Raw genomic sequence first — 21,366 nt, forward strand, 5'->3', positions numbered from 1 at the left:
GTCCTTAAATGGTTAATAAAAGATTGCTGAAGTGTGATTTTGTATTTATTCACAAACGTCGGTGTTGATGGTGGGGCTGTGGTGCGGATCTAGTGTAGATATCTCTCATAACTTTTCAACTTAAAAAGCCGCCGGTCTGATTGCTTCTCGCAACCGAACAGCGACCTTTTGCATGTTTTTATCAGATGACTGCCATTAGTACAGTCCTCTTTATGTAACAGAACAATGCTAACAATCAATATCAACAACTTCAATTAACATCAGTCTACACCTATTAACGCCAATCAATATTAAGTAACGTTAAACTATATCAGTAACATCAATTAACATCAGTCTACACCTATTAACGCCAATCAATATTAAGTAGCGTTAAACTATATCAGTAACATCAATTAACATCAGTCTACACCTATTAACGCCAATCAATATTAAGTAACGTCAAACTATATCAGTAACATAAATCAATAGTAATCAATATAATCAACATTAATCAATATTAATCAATATTAATCAATATTAATTAACATCAATTCCTGGCAGATGATTAAGTTTATCAGCTTTCTAAGTCTCTCGGAATCCTTCACCTTGCACATCATGGACATCGTTGATAATGACGAAGGCGCGCGGATCAACGGATTTGACCAATTGACTGAGTCTGCGGATTTCCTGGCGGGATACTACGCAATAGACCATGTATTTGGCCTGTTTGGAATAAGCGCCGATGGCGGGAATCAAGGTCACGCCTCGCTCCAGCTCCTCACTAATGAGATCGGCGATCTTTGGGGCTTCGTCGCTGATGATCGTGAAGGCTTTGGCCGCATATGCGCCTTCCTGAATGAAATCAATGACCCGGGAGGCAATGAATACGGCCACGAGGGTGTACAGAATCTTTTCCCGTGAAATGTATAGAAGAGAAGCACCAATAATGATGACATCTGTGGTAAGGATAACCTGTCCCATGCTCCAGCCAAATTTGCGCCCGATGATTCGTGCTACGATATCGACACCGCCAGTGGTGCCTCCAAAGCGAAATACGATACCCAGGCCAAGACCGAGGGTCACCCCTGCATATAATGAAGCGAGAATAAAATCATGCTCAGTGCTGAACGGGTTGATCCAGCCCAGATCGATCAATTTCTCGAACAACCATAGAAATAAAATCAGAGAACCAATACCGACCCCGGTATAAGCGATCTGGCGCCCGCCGAGCACCTTCCAGCCCATTAGAAAGAGCGGCAGATTAATCAGCAGTGTGGTGAGGAAGATAGGGATGCTAAAGGCATAGTTAAGCAGGATGGTAATCCCTGCAACACCGCCCTCCATCAGTTGGTTCGGAATGATAAAATACAGCAGCCCGAAGGCATAGATAGCACTTCCCAGCATGATTGGCGCTACTGTTTTTGTAATCGCAAACAATTTGGATGAATTCATATAATCCCTCGTTAGCCCGCTATAGGGCATTTTTCTGGTCTTTCACTTGTCTTTAATAAGTATGCCTTTTTTATCGGTTCCTTAAAAATCATTAAAAAAGATTTGTCTTCAAAACGTCTTTACGATAACATAGGGGCAAACAATAGGCAAGATGCAACAGGGGGCGAAGGAACATTTTATGGAAAAAAGTCTTAATGAGATTCAGCGTGAAGTAGATGCATATATCTCGCAATTTAAGGAAGGTTACTTCAGCCCGCTGGCGATGCTGGCTCGTATGTCCGAGGAAGTCGGCGAACTGGCCCGCGAGGTGAACCACCAATTCGGCGAGAAGCCGAAGAAGGCAGATGAGGCAGATAATTCTATCGAGCTAGAGCTCGGGGACATTTTGTTTATCACCATTTGTTTTGCCAATTCACTCGGCATTGATCTCACGGAGGCACATGACAAAGTCATGCATAAGTTCAATACGCGTGATGCCGACCGTTGGACCAAGAAAAACACCGATTAGGCGAATGTTTCATATGCTGTACCAAACGATCGGCACTTGAAGCCGTGAGGATGGTGCATACATGAGTAATACTGATTATATCAAAGATGCTTACCGTGCCATTTTGCGTAGCGATTTTGCGGAGGCCGTATCCTGCTTCGAGAAGGCGATTGCCGCCAGTCCTTGCGATGCGGAGGTTCGATACCGCTGTTCCATTACTTATGCGCGCAGCGGAAGATTGGATAAAGCGGTCGAGCATGCCCTTGCCGCAGTGAAGCTGGACAGCAGCAAGCCGGAATATAATCTCCACCTGCAGCATTTGCAGGCGATGAGGCTTGTTAACGAAGCCAAACGATTGCTGGAAGATGAAGAGGCAGGTACTCTCAACCCGTATCACCCCATTACATTATTAAAAGAAGCAGTCACACTGGATCCACTATATGGTGACGCTTATGTATGGCTGGCCATTGCGCATAGCCGGATGAATGAGCATGTACAGGCGATCTCCGCCTTGAAAGAAGTTATTTCCTTGCATCCGGATGATGCCGGACTACGGCAATTGATGAAGGACCTACAGAAATCATTGCAGACTTATATGCAATAACTACAGAACCAGCGAAAGCGAGGATGAATTTGATATGAGCAGTAAGAAAATCAGAGTAATTGTAGCAGGTGCAGGCGGTAGAATGGGTAAGGAAGTATTGAAGCTGGTTCTTCAGGATGAAGAACTGGAATTGGCCGCAGCAGTAGACCGGTCCTCAGCTGAAAGCGATGCAGGCCGTCTGGTTGGCTTGCAGGATACTGGCATCGTAGTGGTGAGTGACCTGGAGTCTGCGCTTGCCAGTAGCAACGCAGATGTGCTTGTAGACTTTACGAATCCCAAAGCAGCTTATCCGCATACTGCGCTGGCTGTTAAATACGGGGTTCGTCCTGTGATCGGTACAACCGGTTTTACTCCGGAACAAATCGCCGAGCTGGACAAGCAGTGTAAGGAGCAAGGGATCGGCGGTTTGATCGCGCCGAACTTCTCTATCGGAGCCATTCTGCTCATGAAATTTGCGGCTCAGGCCTCCAAGTACTTCCCTAATCTCGAGATTATCGAGTACCATGGAGACCAGAAGCTGGATGCGCCATCGGGTACTGCCATCAAAACAGCCGAGATGATTTCTGAAGTGAGACAAGAGCATCGTCAGGGTAATCCACTGGAAGAAGAGACCATTGAAGGCTCACGCGGCGGCTACTATAACGGATTCCGTATTCACAGCGTTCGTCTGCCGGGCATTTTCGCCCAGGAAGAAGTGATCTTCGGCGATTTCGGGCAATCCTTGAAAATCCGTCATGATTCCTATGAACGTGCGGGTTATATGCCGGGGGTCAAAATCGGTATCCAGAAGGTAATGGAATATACAGGCATGATCTACGGATTTGAGCATTTTATAGATTAGACGGGAGAGAGTACACCATGATGAGAATCGCATTTATTGCGCATGATCGCAAAAAGGATGAGATGGTTAACTTTGTGACGGCGTATGAGCATGTTTTTAAAGGGCATGAATTGTTTTCTACGGGAACTACCGGACAGCGGATTATGGATGTCACAGAGCTAGTCATTCACCGCTACATGAGTGGCCCTCTCGGAGGAGACCAGCAAATAGGGGCCATGGTGGCCCAGGATGAACTGGATCTCATTATTTTCTTGCGCGACCCACTGATGGCGCAGCCGCATGAACCGGATATTACGGCGCTGCTCCGTCTTTGTGATGTATACGGCATACCAGTGGCTACGAATATCGCTACCGCAGAAATTCTGGTCAAAGCGATTGACCGGGGGGATTTTGCCTGGCGTGAGCTGGTACATAAATATAAACCGGGTGTAGACGAATGAAACTGGATATACTCGTATTCGGTGCTCATGCAGACGATGCTGAAATCGGTATGGGGGGAACGATTGCCAAGCATACAGCAGCTGGCCTGAAGGTAGGGCTGTGCGATCTGACTGCAGCGGAAATGTCCTCCAACGGTACAGTTGAGCTTCGCAAGATCGAAGCGCAGCAAGCGGCCGATGTGCTTGGTGTTACCGTCCGGAGCAATCTGGGGCTGCCCGACAGAGGTCTTCATATTACAGAAGAACATCTGGCAGCGGTAACCGCTGAGATTCGCAAGTACGCTCCTGATATTGTGTTCGCGCCGTACTGGGAAGACCGCCATCCCGATCATATTGCCTGCTCCAAGCTTGTAGAAGAAGCGGTTTTCAACGCCAAGCTACGCAAATATATGCCGGACAAGCCGGCAGTCGCTGCGCCGCAGCTGTATTTTTATTTCATCAATGATCTGGGCCGGACGGATTTGATCGTTGATGTAACAGAACAATACGGAGTGAAGGAGCAGGCGTTATCCTGCTACCGCTCCCAGTTCACCAAGCCAGAAGGAGAGGATGCCGTATCCACTCCCCTGACGGAAGGTTATATCGAACGTGTCCGGTCGAGAGACATGCTGCTTGGGCAGCGCAGACTCATTCCTTATGCGGAAGGGTTTGCGACAAAAGTCCCTTATACGGTGGAAATGTTCACGGCCGGGAATGGTTCGCCGCAGTCATCGTGACGAGGCGCGACAGGGAACTTCAAGGGGAATTGCCGCCATCTTATAATGAAAGTGATTTATATTGGCGGCAATACCAGAAGTTCTTTCCTGAAGAGATTCAGCTTAGAGCAGGGGATCTCCCGTCGGAGGAATGGTGGGAATGGGACAAGGGAAGTATTCATATAGATCGTATGCCGGTGACAAGCTCCAAACTGAAGATCATTTCAGTTCATGGGGCAGGCGGTAATGGCAGGATGCTTGCGCCTTATGCCAAAATGCTGCAGAACAGCGGCTACGAAGTTGTGTCACCAGACCTGCCGCCTTACGGACTAAGCCGTGCGTATTCTTTTCAATCCATTGACTACCAGCTCTGGATCCAGCTGATTTCGGATTTGATTGACCGGGAGCTGAAGCGGGATGGACGACCGGTTGTTCTTCTCGGCAGCAGCATTGGTGGTATGCTTGCCTATCATGCGGCTGAACACAACAAGAATGTTAAAGGTTTGATGGCAACTACATTTGTCGACACTAGCCGGAGTGAGGTTCGTGATCAATTGGCTCCCAATAAGTTGATCAGCCGGTTCGGCAAATCTATGATGGATGCATTTCCAATGGTATTGGATTCCTTGAAAATATCTGTGAACCATGTTTCGCGCATGCATTTCATTTCTAATAATAACGAGTTAAACCAACTGATTATGAATGATTCAGGGGCGGCAGGCACCAAGATCCCATTACGCCTGCTGCGAACCTTTCTGGATATGAAGCTGTCAGTCAAGCCTGAGCATTTTGAGGTCTGTCCGGTCCTCTTGGTTCATCCACAGGAGGATCGAATGACCCCCGTTTCACTTAGCGAACCTTTTTTTAATAAGCTTGGAGTTAGTAAAAGATGTGTGATGTTGGAGGGAGCCGGACATTTCCCGCTCGAATCTCCAGGTATGGAGCAAATGAAAGAAGCGGTGCTTGCTTTCTTGCAAGCGTTAGAGAACGAGTAACAATTATATATAAAGAAGTTACCAAACATTAGACAAGAAGGGGACGGCAAGATGGATCGGTTGTTAAAGATAGGTATTACTTGTTATCCGTCTCTGGGCGGCTCGGGCGTAGTGGCAACTGAACTGGGCAAGCTGCTGGCTGAAAAAGGCCATGAGGTCCACTTTATCACTCACAGTATCCCGTTCCGGCTCGGAACGTTTCAGAAGAATATATTTTACCATGAGGTAGAGGTAAACGATTATTATGTGTTCCGTTATCCGCCTTATGATCTGGCGCTCGCCAATAAGATGGCTCAGGTTGCCAAAATGCAAAATCTGGATATTCTGCATGTCCATTACGCAGTTCCACATGCTGTCTGTGCATTTCTCGCCAAGCAGATGCTGAATAATGATATGAAGGTCGTAACGACACTGCATGGTACGGACATTACGGTGCTAGGTCAGGATGAGTCGCTGAAGGATTTGATCAGGCTCGGCATTAACGAAAGTGATGCAGTCACAGCTGTGTCGCAGGACTTGATCAAAGAAACACGCCGGGTTCTTGATATCACACGTGATATTGATCTTACTTACAACTTTGTAGACAAGCGTGTCTACTATCCGCGAGATGTAACGGATTTGCGCGGGGATTTTGCCAAACCTGATGAGAAAATTCTCATGCACATCTCTAACTTCCGTCCAGTCAAACGTGTCGGAGATGTAGTGGATGTTTTCGCTCGGGTTAGCCAGAAAATTCCTGCCAAGCTCCTGCTGGTCGGCGAAGGGCCGGATCTGCCGAAGATTCAGGCTAAAATCAGCGAGATGGGGCTTGACGACAAGGTGCGTTTCCTCGGAAAACAGGATGAGATTGCCCAAGTCATCTCTTTGGCGGATCTATTGCTGCTCCCTTCCGAGAAGGAGAGCTTTGGTCTTGTCGCGCTAGAGGCGATGGCTTGTGGCGTTCCGACCATTGGTTCCGAGGCTGGAGGCATACCGGAATTGATTCAGCATGGCAAAACAGGCTTTTTAGCCCCGATTGGCGATACGAAGACTATGGCAGAATATGCTATCAAGCTGTTGTCCAATGAAGTCATGATTGAGGAATTCAGGGAAGCCTGTCTGCACCGCGCGTGCGAAGATTTCTGCAATAATACGATCACGGATCAATATGAATCCATTTATTACCGGGTGCTAGACCGCAAGGTGCCGGAACTGGGTTGTGGTTCGGGAATTAGGAGCTTCTAATGGAATGGAAGATGGCGCCTGCCGACATGGCGGAAGCTGCGGGAAATGTGATAGACAAGCTGATGGAGAATGGCCATGAAGCATTTTGGGTCGGAGGCTGTGTCCGTGATGAGCTGATGGGCCGTCCGGTCCATGATATGGATATCACCACCTCGGCACTCCCGCAGGAAGTGGTGGCGCTATTTCCGCGGACAGTCCCTACAGGGCTTCAGCATGGAACTGTAACTGTTCTTGAAGGCGGCTATGCTTATGAGGTGACGACCTACCGGACGGAAAGCGGCTATGCCGATCATCGCCGCCCGGAACAGGTCGTTTTTGTCCGGGATGTAAAGGAAGACTTGCGGCGCCGTGACTTTACGATGAATGCTATCTGCTGCGGAGCAGATGGCGCATTGACGGATCCTTTTGGCGGTGCAGAGGATGTCGGACGCCGGACCGTAAGATGTGTAGGGGACGCGGAGGAGCGCTTCGCAGAGGATGCGCTGCGGATGCTGCGCTGTGTGCGTTTCGCGTCCGTGCTGGATTTCTCCGTCGCCAAGAATACATGGCGCGGGCTGCTGCGCCAGCGGGATAAGCTGACGCATATTGCTGTGGAGCGGCTCCGCGCAGAGCTGGAGCGCATCGTAGAGGGGCCGCATCCCCTGCGCGGCCTGGGCATGCTGGCACGCAGCGGGCTATTGCCGCGCGGCAAGGCCCCGTTCCCCTGGACCGATGCCGAGCTGGCGGCTGCTGCCGCCTTGACGGCCGGGATCGGGGTACTGGAGGGCGCCCATCTGCGGTGGGCGCTGCTCCTGCATGCCCTGGGCGTATCGGCCAAAGAGGCCGACACGCTGCTGCGGGCATGGACGTTCCCGGGGGCGACGCGTACCGCCGTCGCCGGGGTGCTGCGGGTCCGCGAAGCTTGGACCGCTGCCCTTGCGGCAGCGCCCGCGGGAGCCCCGGGCGCTGAGGAGGCCCTGCGGCGGCGCTGGATCGCCGCCGTGCTGGCCCATGGCAGCGCCGCCGCCGAGGGCTGGCTGGCGCTGCTGGAGGCGCTCCCTGCTGCTGCGGGGAGCGCGCCGGGTGGCGGCGCAGCGCACGCCGCCCCGCTTGTGGCAGCGCCTGCGGATGCTGCCACCGCCCCTAGCCTTCCCCGTAGTGGGGAAGGCCAAGAGATCACTCCAGCCGCTCAGCAACGGCTGGAGAACTCCCCAGCAACCGCACACCAGTCGATTGTCAGCACTCCGGGGCAATCTGTGCATCAGCAGCTGGAGAACTTCCCGGCAATCGCGCGCCAGTGGATGGCGCAGATGCCGGTGCAGGCACTTGCCGGTCTCACAGTGACCGGCAACGATCTGGCCGCGGCCTTGGAGCAACGGCCAGGGCCATGGGTAGGGACGCTGCTGCAAGACCTTCTTCATGCAGTAGCATCCGGTGACCTGCGCAATCACCCAGAAGATTTGTTATTGGAAGCAAAAAGGATGGTAGGACATGAGCGAGATTGAATGGTTATCGCTGTCCGAATTACAACAGGAAGCTTCGGCTTCCCGTTGGGGCGGACAGGTACATATGCTAACGACTGTAGAGTCAACCCAGGAGGAAGCCAAGAAGCTCGCCGAGAATGGCGCTCCCGAAGGCACCACCGTCTTTGCAGAGGAACAGACGGGTGGCCGAGGACGACAGGGCAAGAAATGGCATTCCCCGCTCGGCAAGGGCATCTGGATGAGCGTGGTGCTTCGGCCGAACCTTCCGCTGTTGTCTACCCCCCAGCTTACGCTGATGGCGGGTGTAGCGGTCTGCCGGGCCATCCGGCGCATATCCGGAGTGGATGTCGGGATCAAATGGCCAAATGATCTACTCGCCGGAGATCGCAAAGTATGCGGGATTCTGCTGGAGTCTTGCTGCTATGAGAATGAGTTGGCCTACTGCATTGCCGGTATTGGCATTTCCGTTAATCTTACGGAAGAGGATTACCCGGATTTTCTGAACGGAGTGGGCACTTCGCTGCTGATTGAACGGGGAGGCGCTGCAGTTGACCGTTCTGTACTTGCGGGAGCTGTATTGACCGAACTGGATAGTCTATACGCCTTTTATCTGGAACACGGCTTTTCTCCCGTTGCCCGGTTATGGGAAGCAATGTCCGTGACGCTGGGTCGTCAAGTAGCCCGAAATACCCCGCAAGGGCGAATGGAAGGTCTTGCGACAGGGTTGGACGATAATGGTGGCTTACTGCTGATGGATCGGTCAGGGCAAATCCATAGCGTATCCTCTGGCGAAATCGAGTTAATCTGAGAGTTTGTACCATGACTTGTCACATTTTCTTCGTGTATTTGCGGCAATCATTTGATATACTATGGACAGAGGCGGTATCGGAACTTAGGCGAACTGCACTCCGAAATACATCATGTTTTTCTTGGATTCAGCTTCATAACTGTAATGAACGGTTACGTTGGATTCTGCTCTGAGCCGTAAGGACCGAGACAGAAGGGACGATCGCGAGTGACTCTTTTTTGCCCTTCGGACCTTTTTAGCGGACTAATGCTAAAGGGTTTTTTATTTGCGCATTTACGCGTTATCTACTCAGGAAAAGGGGAATGAGGAGCAATGGCAGACAAACAGGCACTGAACATTGTGAAAATGAAAAAAATGAAGGCGGACGGTATTCCGCTTACTATGATAACTGCATATGATTATCCTTCAGCCACTCTGGCCGAAGAGGCCGACATCGACATTATCCTTGTAGGCGATTCGCTAGGCAATGTGGTGTTGGGTTATGATACGACCCTTCCGGTCACTTTGGATGATATGGTATACCACACACGTTCCGTGGTCCGGGGAGCGCACAATACGTTCATCGTGGCAGATATGCCCTTCATGACATATCACGGCAGTATTGATGAGACTCTCCGCGGTGTCCGCAGACTGATGCAAGAGGGACGTGCCCATGCAGTCAAAGTGGAGGGCGGCATCGAGATCTGCGAGACTGTTAAGCAAATTGTAGCTGCAGGTGTGCCTGTCCTTGGACATATCGGCTTGACTCCGCAGTCTGTCAATACCATTGGCGGTTACCGGATTCAGGGTAAGGACCCGGCGGACGCACAGCGGTTGATGGCGGAGGCCAAGGCACTAGAGGCTGCGGGTGCTTTCGCGGTAGTGCTGGAACTTGTGACAGAGGAAGTGGCAGAGGCCATTTCGCGGGCACTCAGCATTCCAACCATCGGAATCGGAGCTGGACGTTATACGGACGGACAGGTTTTGGTATACCATGATGTACTGCGCTATGCCTCCCCTTATCGGGAGAAACGTTTTGTCAAAACCTATGCCGATATCGGAACACAAATCCGCGACGGGATCACTCAATATGTACAGGAAGTCAAGCAGCGCGCCTTCCCTGATGAGAGCCATGTTTTCAAAGCGGATGAGACGGTTCTAGAATCACTGTACGGCACCGCGTCAAAAGGAGCGAAATAAGATGAGAGTGGTCAGAACAGTAGAACAATTGCGCGAAGCGCTGGAATATATGCGGGGCGGCGGTCATACGCCGATTGGCTTTGTCCCAACCATGGGTTACTTGCATGACGGACATGCCAGCCTGCTGCGCCGGGCGGTGGAAATGTCTGGTACAGTGGTCATGAGCATTTTTGTCAATCCACTACAGTTTGGCCCGAATGAGGATTTTGCTTCCTATCCCCGTGACGAAGCCCGGGATCTGGAGCTTGCGGAGCGGGAAGGTGCCGATATCGTATTTATCCCTTCTGTGGAGGAGATGTATCCACGACCTATTCGGACTGGGGTGTCCGTCTCTTCGTTGACGAATGTACTGTGCGGGGCTTCGCGCCCGGGGCACTTTGACGGAGTGACTACCGTGGTTTCCAAGCTTTTTAATATGGTACAGCCCGACTATGCCTTTTTCGGTCTAAAGGATGCCCAGCAAGTCGCTGTGCTCCGCCAAATGGTATCTGACCTGAATATGAATGTGGAAATTGTGGCCTGTCCTATCGTTCGCGAAGCCGATGGTTTGGCGCTCAGTTCCCGCAATGTGTATTTGTCGGAGGAAGAACGACTTCAGGCACTTGTGTTGTCACGTTCCCTGCGTACGGCTCGTGAAGCCGTAGAAGAGGGATCAGTCAAGACCGCCGAGGAAATCCGGCAATTACTGACATCGATCATCTCTTCTTCACCACTAGCCGTAATAGATTACGCGGAAATTCTAACCTTTCCAGACCTTGAGCCACTGGCTGGCGATTTCATTTTGGCACAGGCTGATGGTGAGATCATTATGGCACTGGCCGTTAAGTTCGGCAAAACCCGCCTGATCGACAATATTGTGTTTACTCCGAAGGAGGTAGCTGCACTTGTTTAGACATATGATGAAATCCAAAATTCACCGCGCAACGGTGACAGAAGCCAATTTGAATTACGTGGGCAGCATTACCATTGATGAGGATTTGATGGAAGCCGCAGACTTGCTGGAGAATGAAAAAGTGCAGATCGTGGACAACAACAACGGGTCCCGTCTGGAGACTTATGTCATTCCCGGTCCGCGCGGTAGTGGAGTGATTTGTCTCAATGGTGCGGCAGCCAGACTGGTGCACCCTGGCGATACGGTAATTATTATTTCCTATGCGATGTTATCTCAAGAGGAGCTTAAGAACCATAAACCGACCGTAGTTTTTGTAGATGAACTGAACAAGCCGGTCAAACTCGCCGATCATGAGATCCACGCGACCATCGTCTAACCGATTCTTACGGGCATGTAATCAATGGCAGGCATGAAAGGCCCTTACCTTGCGAAAAATGAAGTCAGGCAAGCTGAACTGAACTGATACCATTTTCAGTAAGGGTGGGATGAAGTCATGTTTCAACATTTATTTGCTGAAATGAACCAGATGCTACAGGAGGTCGTCACAGACTACCCTAAAGCGCAGGGTGCCCGCCGGGAAGAGCTTTTATGCAAGTACAATCTGCTGCACAGAATCAGCGACCATGTTATGGATGAATGGCTGGTCTTTGCGGAGAAGCTCAGCCATTTCCGTGACAACATGGAACTACCGGATGAACCCCTGGAGCCTGCGACCGCGCAGGAAGCTCCAGAGCTGTCTATGGAGTCCTTTGCCAGAGGTCAGGGCTATTACAAGCTGCTGATGTATAGGCAGTGCATTGAACAGTTTAAGCACGTTGTTCAGGAGTACCCGGACAGTCTCGCTGCTCGGCTGTATCTCGCCATGGCCTATCTGCAGGAGGGCGAAGGCGAAGCCGCATGGGTTCATCTGAATCATATGCTGAATCTCGTGCGGGAACGCAAGCTCAAGGCCATGATCTATAATGCCATGGGCTGTATCCGGGCGACTCAGGAGCGTTTCCCAGAAGCGCAGGAATTGTTCGGACTGTCTCTCCAGCATGATCCGGCTTTGCCGGAACCGACTGTGAATCTGGAAGTGTGTCGTAAGCGTGGGGGACAACTCCAGTATGGCAGCCAGCTTGTTTCGCTTTTATAACGATCAGTCTTGCCACAGAAGCGATGCCTCCGCTGTTGACAGCGGGGTGCATCGCCTTTTTTCGCAACTTCTGTTATGCTGATTAAGAGTCTCAAGTGAAAGGGAATAGAACTTACAATGAAATTTGCCGTGCTTGATTTTGAAACAACGGGAACCCAATCAGTGGGTGAAATCATCCAGGTGGGTCTTGCCATTATAGAAGAAGACCGGTCCATTTCCCGGGTATATGGTTCCTTTGTCAAGCCCGGAGCGCCGATTCCTCCTTTTATTACGGGCTTGACAGGTATAACCGACAGTGACGTGGCGGATGCGCCTGAGCTGGATGAGATGATGATGGAGCTTGTGCCTTTACTGGACGATGTGGTCCTGGTAGGGCATAATGTCGCCTTCGACTTCCATTTTTTACAAAATGCTTTGGATCGATGCGGATATTTGCCATTTCAAGGCCGGATTCTGGATACGATCGATTTTCTGAAAATTTGCTTTCCTTCGCTGACGACTTATCAGCTGGGGGCCGTCAGCAACCATTTCGGCATTACGCATGAACGGCCGCATCAGGCCGATAGCGATGCCTTGGCTACTGCACTAGTACTGCTTCAATGTCTGGAGGAGCTGTACAGCCTGCCGCTGCTAACGATACAACGGCTAAGTGAGTTGTTCGCCGCTGAAGACAGCGATCTCGGTTGGTTTTTCGATGGGCTGCTGCGGGAGCGGGAGATGGAGACTTTTCAGCCGGAAAGTGATTTAACTTTTTATCGACAGCTTGCCCTTAAGGTAGGCGACTGGACAGAGCTTGAGCCTCCGCGAGACGAGCATGGGGTTAATCCGCTGCATTCATTATCTTTTTCCGATTATATGGATGAAGTAAGACAACGGCTCAAGGACAGATTGCCCCATTATGAGAGCCGGGAAGCCCAGGATATTATGTTTAACGAGGTTATAACCGCACTTTCTGAGGACAAGCACCTGCTGATTGAAGCAGGGACGGGAACCGGTAAGTCGCTGGGTTATCTGCTCCCGGCAATTTATCAGAGCGTTCGTAGCAGTCAGAAGGTCATGGTCAGCACTCATACCATTAATTTGCAAGACCAATTACGGGAGCGCGATATTCCGCTGCTGACCGAAGTTGTTCCATTTCCGTTCAAGGCTGCTATCTTCAAAGGAAGAGGGCATTATTTGTGTCTGCGCAAGTTTGAACATAAAATAAATAAAAGGGACTTTGCCAATCCGAGGGAAGATGCCATCATTGCCGCACAGATGATTGTGTGGCTGGCGCAGAGCGAATCCGGGGATGACGAGGAATTGAACCTCGGTGGACGCGGCGGAGATTTCTGGGAGACGGTAGCGAGCGATACCGATTCTTGCCTGGGCCGATCCTGCCCTTGGTTCCGTAAGTGTTATTACCACCGGGCTAAGCATGAAGCCGGCATAGCGGACGTAGTCATTACGAACCATTCCAAGCTGTTCGCGGATGTCAAAGCTGGACATCAACTGCTGCCAGCCTATGAGCATCTGGTCATCGATGAGGCCCACCATCTGGAGGATGTAGCCGGAAAGCATCTCGGGATGCACATGAAGCATTTTACGGTGTCACATACTCTTGGTAGGCTCTACAAGGACAGCCGTAATGGACAGCTGCCAGCTCTGCGTCAAATCCTGCAAACTGCGGGTAGCGAGCAGGCTTCGGAATGGAGCAGCATCATTGACAGGCTATATCCGGACTTGCTTACGGTGAAGGAGACATGGGACGTCCTGAGTGAGAAGCTGTACACTCTTCTGCCGGAGCGCAGTGATGCGGCCGCAGGGGAGGCAGGACAGCTGGTGCTTCGTCTCTTGCCGGGAAGCAAGCCGAAGGACTGGGAAGAGCTGGCGGCGCTGGAGAATACAATGCACCTGAGCCTCAGTGATGTCATCCGCAAAGGAGAGAAGATGCTGAGCGAGATGCGCGAACAGGACGGTCAGTCCAGCTCGGACAGTCTGGTAACCGATCTCGGCGGTCTCTTCAAGGATCTGAGTGCCATTCGTGAACAGGTTCGCTTCTTTATGAGTCTGAACGACGTGAATGTTGTGTACTGGCTGGAAGCCAGCAGCAATTATCGCAGCAAGTCCCTGCAGCTCTATGCGGTGCCTGTCGATGTCAGCGCCCAGCTCAAGGAGCTGTTCTTCGATAAGAAGAACAGCATTGTGCTGACCTCAGCCACCTTGTCGGTCGATAAATCATTTCAATTCATGATTGACAATCTGGGGCTCGGTGAGGCAGCGGAGCAGGGACGCCTGATGACCTCTCTGCTGCCCTCGCCGTTCAAGTACCGTGAACAGGCCCTGCTGGTCATTCCGCGCGACTTCCCGAGCGTTAAGGGCAGCATAGGCGATGCACGCTTTGTGGACACGCTGGTGCAATCTCTCGCGGAGGCAGCGGTGACCACACGCGGACGAATGCTGGTGCTGTTCACCTCTTACCGCATGCTGCGCCAGGTCTATGATCCCCTGAAGGAAGCTCTGGCTTCACAGGATATCAGCGTACTGGGGCAGGGAGTGGAGGGCGGAAGCCGCAGCAAGCTGATCCGTCGATTTCAGGACAGCAGCGCTGCAGTGCTGCTTGGTACAAGCAGCTTCTGGGAAGGCGTAGACATTCCCGGCGATGCGTTAACTTGCCTGGCCATCGTCAGGCTGCCGTTTCAGCCGCCGAATCATCCGCTGGCGGAGGCCAAGGCTGAACTGCTTCAAGCGCAGAAGAAGAACCCGTTCATGAAGCTCTCCGTGCCGCAGGCGGTCATCCGCTTCAAGCAGGGCTTCGGTCGTCTCGTTCGGACGGCACAAGACCGGGGAATCGTTATTGTTTATGATACCAGGGTTATTGAGTCCTATTACGGTAAATATTTTCTGTATTCGCTGCCTGGTCCCAAGATGGAGCATATGAAGACTGAGCAGATGGTTCCCCGAATTGCAGAATGGCTGGAGGAAGGAGGCATTTAATGCCTCTTTCATTCAGTCTATAATGCGTTATTTTTCAACAATCGGATTAATCTATATTTACCATCATTCGGAAAATATAGGGCGAGAAAATGCTGTTCGTTGGGGAGACCAGGTTATTTTCCATTGGTTCAAGAAGGATGGTATAAGGGATGAATGGACTTGCGCCCTAAAGCCCTAACTTCATAGCGCCTCATCTTTTGTTTGAATTTTAATTTAACTTAATCTAGGAGGAGAAAACATGAAATCGGATAAAATCTCGGAGGCGGTGGTACGCAGACTTCCAGTATACCTGCGGTTCCTCAACGATCTCCAAAAACGTGAAATCTCGACAGTTTCTTCTCAAGAACTTGGTCAGAAGCTAGATCTTAACCCGGCCCAGATCCGCAAGGATCTGGCTTATTTTGGCGACTTCGGCCGTAAAGGCATCGGTTATGATGTGTCTTATCTCATTGAGAAGATCCGTCATATCCTGAAACTGGATCAGCAAATTAACGTGGCTTTGGTAGGCGCCGGTAATCTTGGACATGCTTTGTCCAACTACAATGCTTACTTGAAGGACACGATGAAAATAACCGCCATTTTTGATTCGTATGAGCCCAAGGTAGGGCAGAAAATCAACTCGCTCACGGTACAGCCGATGAAGGAACTGGGCAGCACTATTCGTGAGCAGGGCATCCGTATCGGCATTATTACCGTACCGGATACCGAAGCGCAGAATGTAGCAGATATTCTGGTGGAATCCGGGATTGAAGCGATTTTGAACTTTGCACCTGTGATTCTGAAAACACCATCCCAGATCCGAGTCCATGCAGCGGACTTTACAACGGATTTGCAAAGCCTTGCTTATTATTTGCAGGATGGAAAGGAAGAGCTTGGGCATGAGCAGCAGTAAGATTCTGATCCGTAACGGGAGATTTCTTGTGCCTGGGGCTCCTCTTTCTGTGTTGAACGGCTATATGATCATAGAGGATGATCTCATCACATACATAGGTGAAGAAGAGCCGTGTCTTGAAGAAGAGGTGCAGGTGATCGATGGTAACCGCTTGCTGTTCATGCCTGGTCTGGTGAATACCCATGGCCATGCGGCGATGTCGCTGCTGCGCGGCTATGGCGATGACCGAACTCTTCAGGTCTGGCTGCAGGAGAAAATGTGGCCGATGGAGGGCAAGTTTACCCCGGACGATATCTACTGGGGAAGCTCGCTGGCTATCTTGGAAATGATGAAGGGTGGCACGACGACCTTTCTTGACATGTATGACAAAATGGATCGGGTGGCTGAGATCACGCAGCAGTCCGGCATGCGCGGGGTGCTGACACGAGGGGTTATCGGCTTATGTCCGCCAGAGGTACAGGATGCGAAGCTGGCTGATGCTGTCCAGTTCGCCCGTGATTGGAATGGCAAGGCAGACGGCAGAATTACAACGATGCTGTCGCCGCATTCCCCGTATACGTGTCCGCCGGAATTTATAGTCAAGTTCGTGCAGGCTGCCCATGACCTGGATCTACCGCTGCATACGCATATGTCGGAGACGAAGCGGGAAGTGGAGCAGAATGTTGAGGATTATGGACTGCGCCCTGTTGCACACTTGGAACAGCTGGGAATGTTCACACGACCGTCTCTGGTCGCGCATGGCGTGCATTTGAATGACGAGGAGATCGGTATTCTGGCCCGTCACCATGTCGGCGTCTCCCACAACCCTGGGAGCAACCTGAAGCTGGCCAGCGGCATTGCCCGGGTTATCGATCTGCTGAATGCAGGCGTTACTGTATCACTGGGTACGGACAGTGCAGCCAGCAACAATAATCTGGATTTGTTCGAAGAGATGCGTTTGGCAGCGCTCATTCATAAGGGCTTCAGCGGAGACCCAACAGCTGTTCCGGCTGCAGAGGCCCTGCGGATGGCAACGGAGTACGGTGCGAAATCACTCTTCCTGAATAGCGTGGGCAAGCTTGCCCCAGGCATGAAAGCAGACTTCATTGCCATTGATATCGATCAGCCGCATTTGCTGCCGCATACGGACCTGATTTCACATGCGGTATACTCAGCCAGTGCCAAAGACGTGCTCCATGTCTGGGTGAACGGACAGCAGATTGTAAAGAACGGAGAATGCCTGACGCTGGATGAAGAAGCTATTCGTCGTAAGGCGCAGGAAGCTTTTGTAGGCCTGTTGAATCGGTAGGCAAGGATCGGCAGAACCGCCGTGGAACATGTAGAAAGGAAGCTGTAACTTGAAAAAGAGGAAAAAATGGATCCTGCTAGGAGTGGCACTGTTTCTGCTCCTGCTGCTTGGCCTAAGCCAGTTCTATGCTTTTATCATGAAGGACCAATGGAAAGAACGGGATGCAGCCAAGGAGGTTGCCCTAAGTCGAGCAGGCTTAACTCAAGTAGAGAAGGCCCAGAAATCGGTCTGGGACGAAAACTCGTTGTATTGGGTGCTAACAGGGAAAAATGAGGCGGGTACCGAACTGATGGTGTGGGTCCGCTTTACAACGGACGGTAAGGTTGCTGAAGGCGACAACGTGGTATTCAGCGAAGAACTGAGCAAGGGCACATCGGAGGCAAAAATCAGGTCCATCATCAGCGCACAGCTTCCGGATATTAAAATTCAAAGGCTGATCCCGGGTGTATATAACGGGGAATACACCTGGCAGCTTTTTTATGAACAGGCAGACCGTTATTATTATCAGTTCTACCGCTTTTCTGATGGCAATCCCATCGGAGGACGCTTCAGCCTACCCAAGCGCTGAGTTTGAGCCTCCGCAAGCTTCATGATGGGAACGAGCGTGTGAGAGAGCAATGGCGTTTAAGGGGATTTAAGAAAACACAAACAAGCGAACCGGATTGCGGCTCGCTTGTTTGTGTTGAAGCTGGTGCTGATGCTGATGCTGATGCTGATGTTGAAGCTGGTGCTGAAGCTGGTGCAGATGACTGATGCTACTGTTGATGTTGATGCTACTGTTACTGATATATTAATGTGAGAAGTGTTAAGAACGAGAATGTTTAGCGAGATTTTTACGGAAATTGGTTGATCTACATAGAGCGAATTGAATAACAAAACAAACAAAGCTAAGTTAAAAGAGAGTCAATAATAAAAATTCCCGAGGTGTAATTAGCGGCATTTTTGTACCTTAAATTCTCAGCAGCAAAGGGTTAATGGGAATTAAGTGCAATTTTGTACCTTAAATCTTCCAGAATGCCCGGTTAGCGGTACTTTTTTGAAAAATAAGATACAATAATGCCCTTATTTTCTTTATTTAGCTATATTCGAGGAAAATAAGGTGCAAAAATGCTGTTAATTAGGGAGACGAGCCATCTTTCTCACTGTTAAGACGACTGGTAAAGGGGAAAATAACCGATTCTGCTCTTGAAATTTGGTGACGGTCTGTACTTCCTCCGGGTGCTAGCTTTCCTATGGAAAGCTTTCACGGCGAGCGTCTCGCTCCTAAAGTTTTGAAGTATCCCTTTTCGTTCCCCTTCGCGTCTGGTTTCTTTTCGCGTCTGGTTGCTCTTCGCCTCTGTTACACTTCGCGTCTGGTTCCTTTTCGCGTCTAGCTCCCCTTCGTGTCTAGCTCCCGTTCGCGTCTGTTTCTGCTTCACGTCTGTTTCCACTTCACGTCTGGTACCCCTTCGCGTCTAGCTTCTCTTCATGTTTAGCTTCTCCTCGCGCTTCGCTTCTCCTAACGTCTTTCGAATCTCGTTCCTCGTTTCGTTCCTCTTCGTATTTCGCTCCTCTCCACGTTTCGCTCCTTTCTTTTGTTCGTCCTATATATAATTATCGTATTGATTATTATATATCAAATGTGCTGATTTTTTATATCAGATAGTATGGCGTCACTGATTCGCAGAAATGCAGATAACCGATCATTAGGTAGAAAATCTGATCGAAAAAAGCCGCAGAACTAAGTTCTGTGGCTTACTTTGTCGAAAACCAACAAAAGTTTTAGAGAAATTTGTAAAAAATAGAATCAAAAATTTTAAATATATTCACACTTTTTTTCGTTTTCGTATATACACCTGTGATATACTACTATTTGTATTCAAGAGGGCATGCTGAATTGAATCCCAGAGCATAGGGATCATGGCATACCGGGACGTTTCATATTACTTGTTGTTATCATCGAGAGGAGGACGTTTCTTGAAACTGCGTCTTGTACCTGTACTGCTAACGTCACTGTTGACGGCTGCCTTGTTATTTGGTGGATGGTTTCTCTATCGTGAATTTGTGGTTCAGGAACCGCTCCAGAAGATTGTGGCAGGCTATGAAGGTGTCAATAAGTCTCAAGTTTCTATTAATCGCGATCAGGTGACTTTGAAACTCGATCTGCAGCCAGGCACAAAAATGCGTGAACTGGTTCAATATATATCGACAGAAGGCAAATCGGCTCTTAACGGACGTACGTTGAAGCTGGATGTAGATCAGCACTCTAATGCAATGCTGGATGATTATTGGAATAAAGCACTGTTCTCGGTAGCGGAAGCCATGGAGAGCGGCAAATATACATTGATTCCTACAACGCTTGAAGGACTAAAAGAAAATCATTCGGAATACAAGGGTGTAGTTGCAACGACAGAAATTGATGACAGCAATGTCTATGTAAGCCTAAGCAGCGGAAAAGACAGCAAGTTCATTATTCTGCCGCGCAAGCCGGTCAAGATGGGGGTCTGGAACAATGCCTAAATGGACTAAAGAAGTGCTGGTGGGATTTATTCCTGTCTTGTTGATTTTTATGGTGTTTGTTGGCATTAATATTTTTCCGGTCATCATTGCGGCTGGGATGATCGGCGCGTTGCTGCTGATAGCACATATGCGCGGCGGCATCGCCGTCGGTGCCGGAGCAGAGAAGAAGCGCAAGAAGGACGGGCCGTCCAAGCTGACTTTTGAAGAGATTGGTGGCCAGGACAATGCCAAGCAGGAATTGCGTGAAGCGCTGGATTTCCTGATTCGTCATGAAGAGATCAGTAAGTTCGGGATTCGGCCACTTAAGGGTATCCTGTTGACTGGTCCTCCAGGAACGGGGAAGACACTGATGGCTAAAGCAGCTGCGCACTATACGAATTCAGTATTCGTTGCTGCCTCAGGCAGTGAATTTGTTGAGATGTATGTCGGGGTAGGCGCAGGCCGTATCCGTGACTTGTTCCGTGACGCCCGTGCTCGGGCTGTGAAGGAGAACAAGCAGAGCGCGATTATTTTCATTGATGAAATTGATGTCATTGGCGGCAAACGCGAAGGCGGGCAGCAACGCGAGTATGATCAGACGCTGAATCAGTTGCTCACGGAAATGGACGGTATTTATAACAATGAGACTCCGCGCATTCTGCTGGTAGCTGCTACGAACCGCAAGGAAATGCTGGATTCGGCGCTGCTACGTCCGGGCCGCTTCGACCGTCATATCCAGGTGGATATGCCTGATATCAAGGGCCGCAGATCGATTCTGGCTCTTCATGCCAAGAACAAGCCGCTGAGCGCTGAAGTAAATCTCGATAAAATCGCTGAGGAAGCTTATGGATTCTCTGGTGCCCAGCTCGAAAGCGTGATGAACGAAGCAGCCATCTACATGATGCGTGAGAATCTGACAGAGGTGGAGCATCGTCATTTGTCCATGGCCATCGATAAGGTGATGATGGGCGAGAAGACAGATCGCGAGACCAATCTGGAAGAGAAGAAGCGCGTAGCAATTCATGAGCTCGGACATGCGATAATGGCCGAACTGCTGCGTCCGGGCAGTGTTAGTCAGGTTACGCTAACCCCGCGCGGTCAAGCGCTTGGCTACGTGCGTCATAACCCGCAGCAGGAGCAGTATCTCTATACGAAAGACTATCTGGAAGATCAGATCATGATTGCACTGGGCGGTGCCGCTTCCGAGGAAATTTTCTATGGCGGGCGCAGCACAGGCTCGAGAGGAGACTTCGATCAAGCGTTGAATATTGTCGAGACGATGATGAAGTCTGGACTTACCTCCCTGGGGATTGCCAATCTGGATATGGTTACCACAGAAGAATTAATGAAGGAAAATAGCAAAATATTGGACGAACTTATGCTTCGGACGCGTGAAATGCTGGAGAATCAGCGAAATGTGTTTGATTACTCTCTTGACATTTTAATGAAAGAAGAAGTCCTCTCTGGAGAGCAATTTCGTTGTCAATTTCGTGACAGCGTCCTTTTACCGGCATAAATCTTTATGCCGGTTATTTTTT

Annotated in this window: 20 protein-coding genes and 1 pseudogene; 20 read left to right on the top strand and 1 reads right to left on the bottom strand. The window is 50.3% G+C overall.

Features of this window, described 5'->3' with window-relative positions:
* Positions 1-561 precede the first annotated feature (561 nt).
* Complete coding sequence (locus AC3Y23_RS04060) at positions 562-1,431, bottom strand: YitT family protein (RefSeq protein WP_379195937.1); 870 nt, start codon at positions 1,429-1,431, stop codon at positions 562-564.
* Between the two features lie 178 nt (positions 1,432-1,609).
* Between AC3Y23_RS04060 and AC3Y23_RS04065 the strand changes: the two genes are divergently transcribed.
* The 20 genes and pseudogenes from AC3Y23_RS04065 (at position 1,610) to AC3Y23_RS04160 (ending at position 21,344) form a co-directional block, all read left to right on the top strand.
* Entirely contained in the window at positions 1,610-1,939 is a 330-nt protein-coding gene (locus AC3Y23_RS04065; protein WP_066363194.1) for a nucleotide pyrophosphohydrolase, read from the top strand.
* A gap of 61 nt (positions 1,940-2,000) precedes the next feature.
* A complete protein-coding gene (locus AC3Y23_RS04070) occupies positions 2,001-2,522 on the top strand; it encodes a tetratricopeptide repeat protein (RefSeq protein ID WP_379195939.1) in 522 nt (173 codons plus the stop codon).
* 34 nt (positions 2,523-2,556) lie between these two features.
* Positions 2,557-3,363 (top strand): 4-hydroxy-tetrahydrodipicolinate reductase, encoded by an 807-nt coding sequence (dapB, locus tag AC3Y23_RS04075; RefSeq protein ID WP_379195941.1) that lies wholly within the window; start codon positions 2,557-2,559, stop codon positions 3,361-3,363.
* 17 nt (positions 3,364-3,380) lie between these two features.
* The gene (mgsA, locus tag AC3Y23_RS04080) at positions 3,381-3,803 is read left to right on the top strand and encodes a methylglyoxal synthase (RefSeq protein ID WP_379195943.1); all 423 of its coding nucleotides are present in this window, start codon (positions 3,381-3,383) and stop codon (positions 3,801-3,803) included.
* Positions 3,800-4,519, top strand: coding sequence for a bacillithiol biosynthesis deacetylase BshB1 (gene bshB1, locus AC3Y23_RS04085; protein ID WP_379195945.1), 720 nt, complete (start codon positions 3,800-3,802; stop codon positions 4,517-4,519). Before mgsA ends, bshB1 begins: the two co-directional genes overlap by 4 nt.
* Entirely contained in the window at positions 4,516-5,493 is a 978-nt protein-coding gene (locus AC3Y23_RS04090; RefSeq protein WP_379195947.1) for an alpha/beta hydrolase, read from the top strand. The genes bshB1 and AC3Y23_RS04090 overlap by 4 nt, the downstream gene beginning before the upstream one ends.
* A 51-nt stretch (positions 5,494-5,544) precedes the next feature.
* Positions 5,545-6,717, top strand: a complete 1,173-nt coding sequence (gene bshA / locus AC3Y23_RS04095; protein WP_379195949.1) for an N-acetyl-alpha-D-glucosaminyl L-malate synthase BshA — start codon at positions 5,545-5,547, stop codon at positions 6,715-6,717.
* A gap of 62 nt (positions 6,718-6,779) precedes the next feature.
* Positions 6,780-7,550, top strand: a pseudogene (locus AC3Y23_RS04100) (CCA tRNA nucleotidyltransferase); the annotation flags it as partial.
* A 147-nt stretch (positions 7,551-7,697) separates the two neighbouring features.
* The gene (locus tag AC3Y23_RS04105) at positions 7,698-8,201 is read left to right on the top strand and encodes an HD domain-containing protein (protein WP_379197086.1); all 504 of its coding nucleotides are present in this window, start codon (positions 7,698-7,700) and stop codon (positions 8,199-8,201) included.
* Positions 8,188-8,988, top strand: coding sequence for a biotin--[acetyl-CoA-carboxylase] ligase (locus AC3Y23_RS04110; protein WP_379195951.1), 801 nt, complete (start codon positions 8,188-8,190; stop codon positions 8,986-8,988). Before AC3Y23_RS04105 ends, AC3Y23_RS04110 begins: the two co-directional genes overlap by 14 nt.
* 312 nt (positions 8,989-9,300) lie before the next feature.
* On the top strand, positions 9,301-10,167 hold the full coding sequence (gene panB, locus AC3Y23_RS04115; RefSeq protein WP_379195953.1) for a 3-methyl-2-oxobutanoate hydroxymethyltransferase: 867 nt from the start codon (positions 9,301-9,303) through the stop codon (positions 10,165-10,167).
* Position 10,168: 1 nt separating this feature from the next.
* Complete coding sequence (gene panC / locus AC3Y23_RS04120) at positions 10,169-11,059, top strand: pantoate--beta-alanine ligase (protein WP_379195955.1); 891 nt, start codon at positions 10,169-10,171, stop codon at positions 11,057-11,059.
* Positions 11,052-11,435, top strand: coding sequence for an aspartate 1-decarboxylase (gene panD / locus AC3Y23_RS04125; RefSeq protein ID WP_379195957.1), 384 nt, complete (start codon positions 11,052-11,054; stop codon positions 11,433-11,435). The genes panC and panD overlap by 8 nt, the downstream gene beginning before the upstream one ends.
* A 117-nt stretch (positions 11,436-11,552) precedes the next feature.
* Positions 11,553-12,194 carry a tetratricopeptide repeat protein gene (locus AC3Y23_RS04130; RefSeq protein WP_379195959.1) on the top strand — a complete coding sequence of 214 codons (642 nt, stop codon included), beginning with the start codon at positions 11,553-11,555 and terminating at the stop codon, positions 12,192-12,194.
* A 117-nt stretch (positions 12,195-12,311) separates the two neighbouring features.
* Entirely contained in the window at positions 12,312-15,170 is a 2,859-nt protein-coding gene (gene dinG, locus AC3Y23_RS04135; protein ID WP_379195961.1) for an ATP-dependent DNA helicase DinG, read from the top strand.
* 238 nt (positions 15,171-15,408) lie between these two features.
* Entirely contained in the window at positions 15,409-16,062 is a 654-nt protein-coding gene (locus AC3Y23_RS04140; RefSeq protein WP_379195963.1) for a redox-sensing transcriptional repressor Rex, read from the top strand.
* Entirely contained in the window at positions 16,049-17,350 is a 1,302-nt protein-coding gene (locus AC3Y23_RS04145) for an amidohydrolase (protein WP_379195965.1), read from the top strand. The genes AC3Y23_RS04140 and AC3Y23_RS04145 overlap by 14 nt, the downstream gene beginning before the upstream one ends.
* Before the next feature lie 49 nt (positions 17,351-17,399).
* Positions 17,400-17,918 carry a cell wall elongation regulator TseB-like domain-containing protein gene (locus AC3Y23_RS04150; RefSeq protein ID WP_379195967.1) on the top strand — a complete coding sequence of 173 codons (519 nt, stop codon included), beginning with the start codon at positions 17,400-17,402 and terminating at the stop codon, positions 17,916-17,918.
* A gap of 1,388 nt (positions 17,919-19,306) precedes the next feature.
* Entirely contained in the window at positions 19,307-19,849 is a 543-nt protein-coding gene (locus AC3Y23_RS04155; RefSeq protein WP_379195969.1) for a hypothetical protein, read from the top strand.
* Positions 19,842-21,344, top strand: a complete 1,503-nt coding sequence (locus AC3Y23_RS04160; protein ID WP_379195971.1) for an AAA family ATPase — start codon at positions 19,842-19,844, stop codon at positions 21,342-21,344. The genes AC3Y23_RS04155 and AC3Y23_RS04160 overlap by 8 nt, the downstream gene beginning before the upstream one ends.
* The last annotated feature ends 22 nt before the right edge of the window (positions 21,345-21,366 follow it).

The organism is Paenibacillus sp. MAHUQ-45 (genome assembly GCF_058133325.1).

Bases quoted from the DNA above. Each gene is read 5' to 3' on its own strand.
- AC3Y23_RS04065 (WP_066363194.1), top strand. From the start codon at position 1,610: ATGGAAAAAAGTCTTAATGAGATTCAGCGTGAAGTAGATGCATATATC.
- panB (WP_379195953.1), top strand. From the start codon at position 9,301: ATGGCAGACAAACAGGCACTGAACATTGTGAAAATGAAAAAAATGAAG.
- AC3Y23_RS04160 (WP_379195971.1), top strand. From the start codon at position 19,842: ATGCCTAAATGGACTAAAGAAGTGCTGGTGGGATTTATTCCTGTCTTG.
- panC (WP_379195955.1), top strand. From the start codon at position 10,169: ATGAGAGTGGTCAGAACAGTAGAACAATTGCGCGAAGCGCTGGAATAT.
- bshA (WP_379195949.1), top strand. From the start codon at position 5,545: ATGGATCGGTTGTTAAAGATAGGTATTACTTGTTATCCGTCTCTGGGC.
- AC3Y23_RS04110 (WP_379195951.1), top strand. From the start codon at position 8,188: ATGAGCGAGATTGAATGGTTATCGCTGTCCGAATTACAACAGGAAGCT.
- dinG (WP_379195961.1), top strand. From the start codon at position 12,312: ATGAAATTTGCCGTGCTTGATTTTGAAACAACGGGAACCCAATCAGTG.
- AC3Y23_RS04070 (WP_379195939.1), top strand. From the start codon at position 2,001: ATGAGTAATACTGATTATATCAAAGATGCTTACCGTGCCATTTTGCGT.
- mgsA (WP_379195943.1), top strand. From the start codon at position 3,381: ATGATGAGAATCGCATTTATTGCGCATGATCGCAAAAAGGATGAGATG.
- dapB (WP_379195941.1), top strand. From the start codon at position 2,557: ATGAGCAGTAAGAAAATCAGAGTAATTGTAGCAGGTGCAGGCGGTAGA.
- AC3Y23_RS04140 (WP_379195963.1), top strand. From the start codon at position 15,409: ATGAAATCGGATAAAATCTCGGAGGCGGTGGTACGCAGACTTCCAGTA.
- bshB1 (WP_379195945.1), top strand. From the start codon at position 3,800: ATGAAACTGGATATACTCGTATTCGGTGCTCATGCAGACGATGCTGAA.
- AC3Y23_RS04145 (WP_379195965.1), top strand. From the start codon at position 16,049: ATGAGCAGCAGTAAGATTCTGATCCGTAACGGGAGATTTCTTGTGCCT.
- AC3Y23_RS04060 (WP_379195937.1), bottom strand. From the start codon at position 1,431: ATGAATTCATCCAAATTGTTTGCGATTACAAAAACAGTAGCGCCAATC.
- AC3Y23_RS04130 (WP_379195959.1), top strand. From the start codon at position 11,553: ATGTTTCAACATTTATTTGCTGAAATGAACCAGATGCTACAGGAGGTC.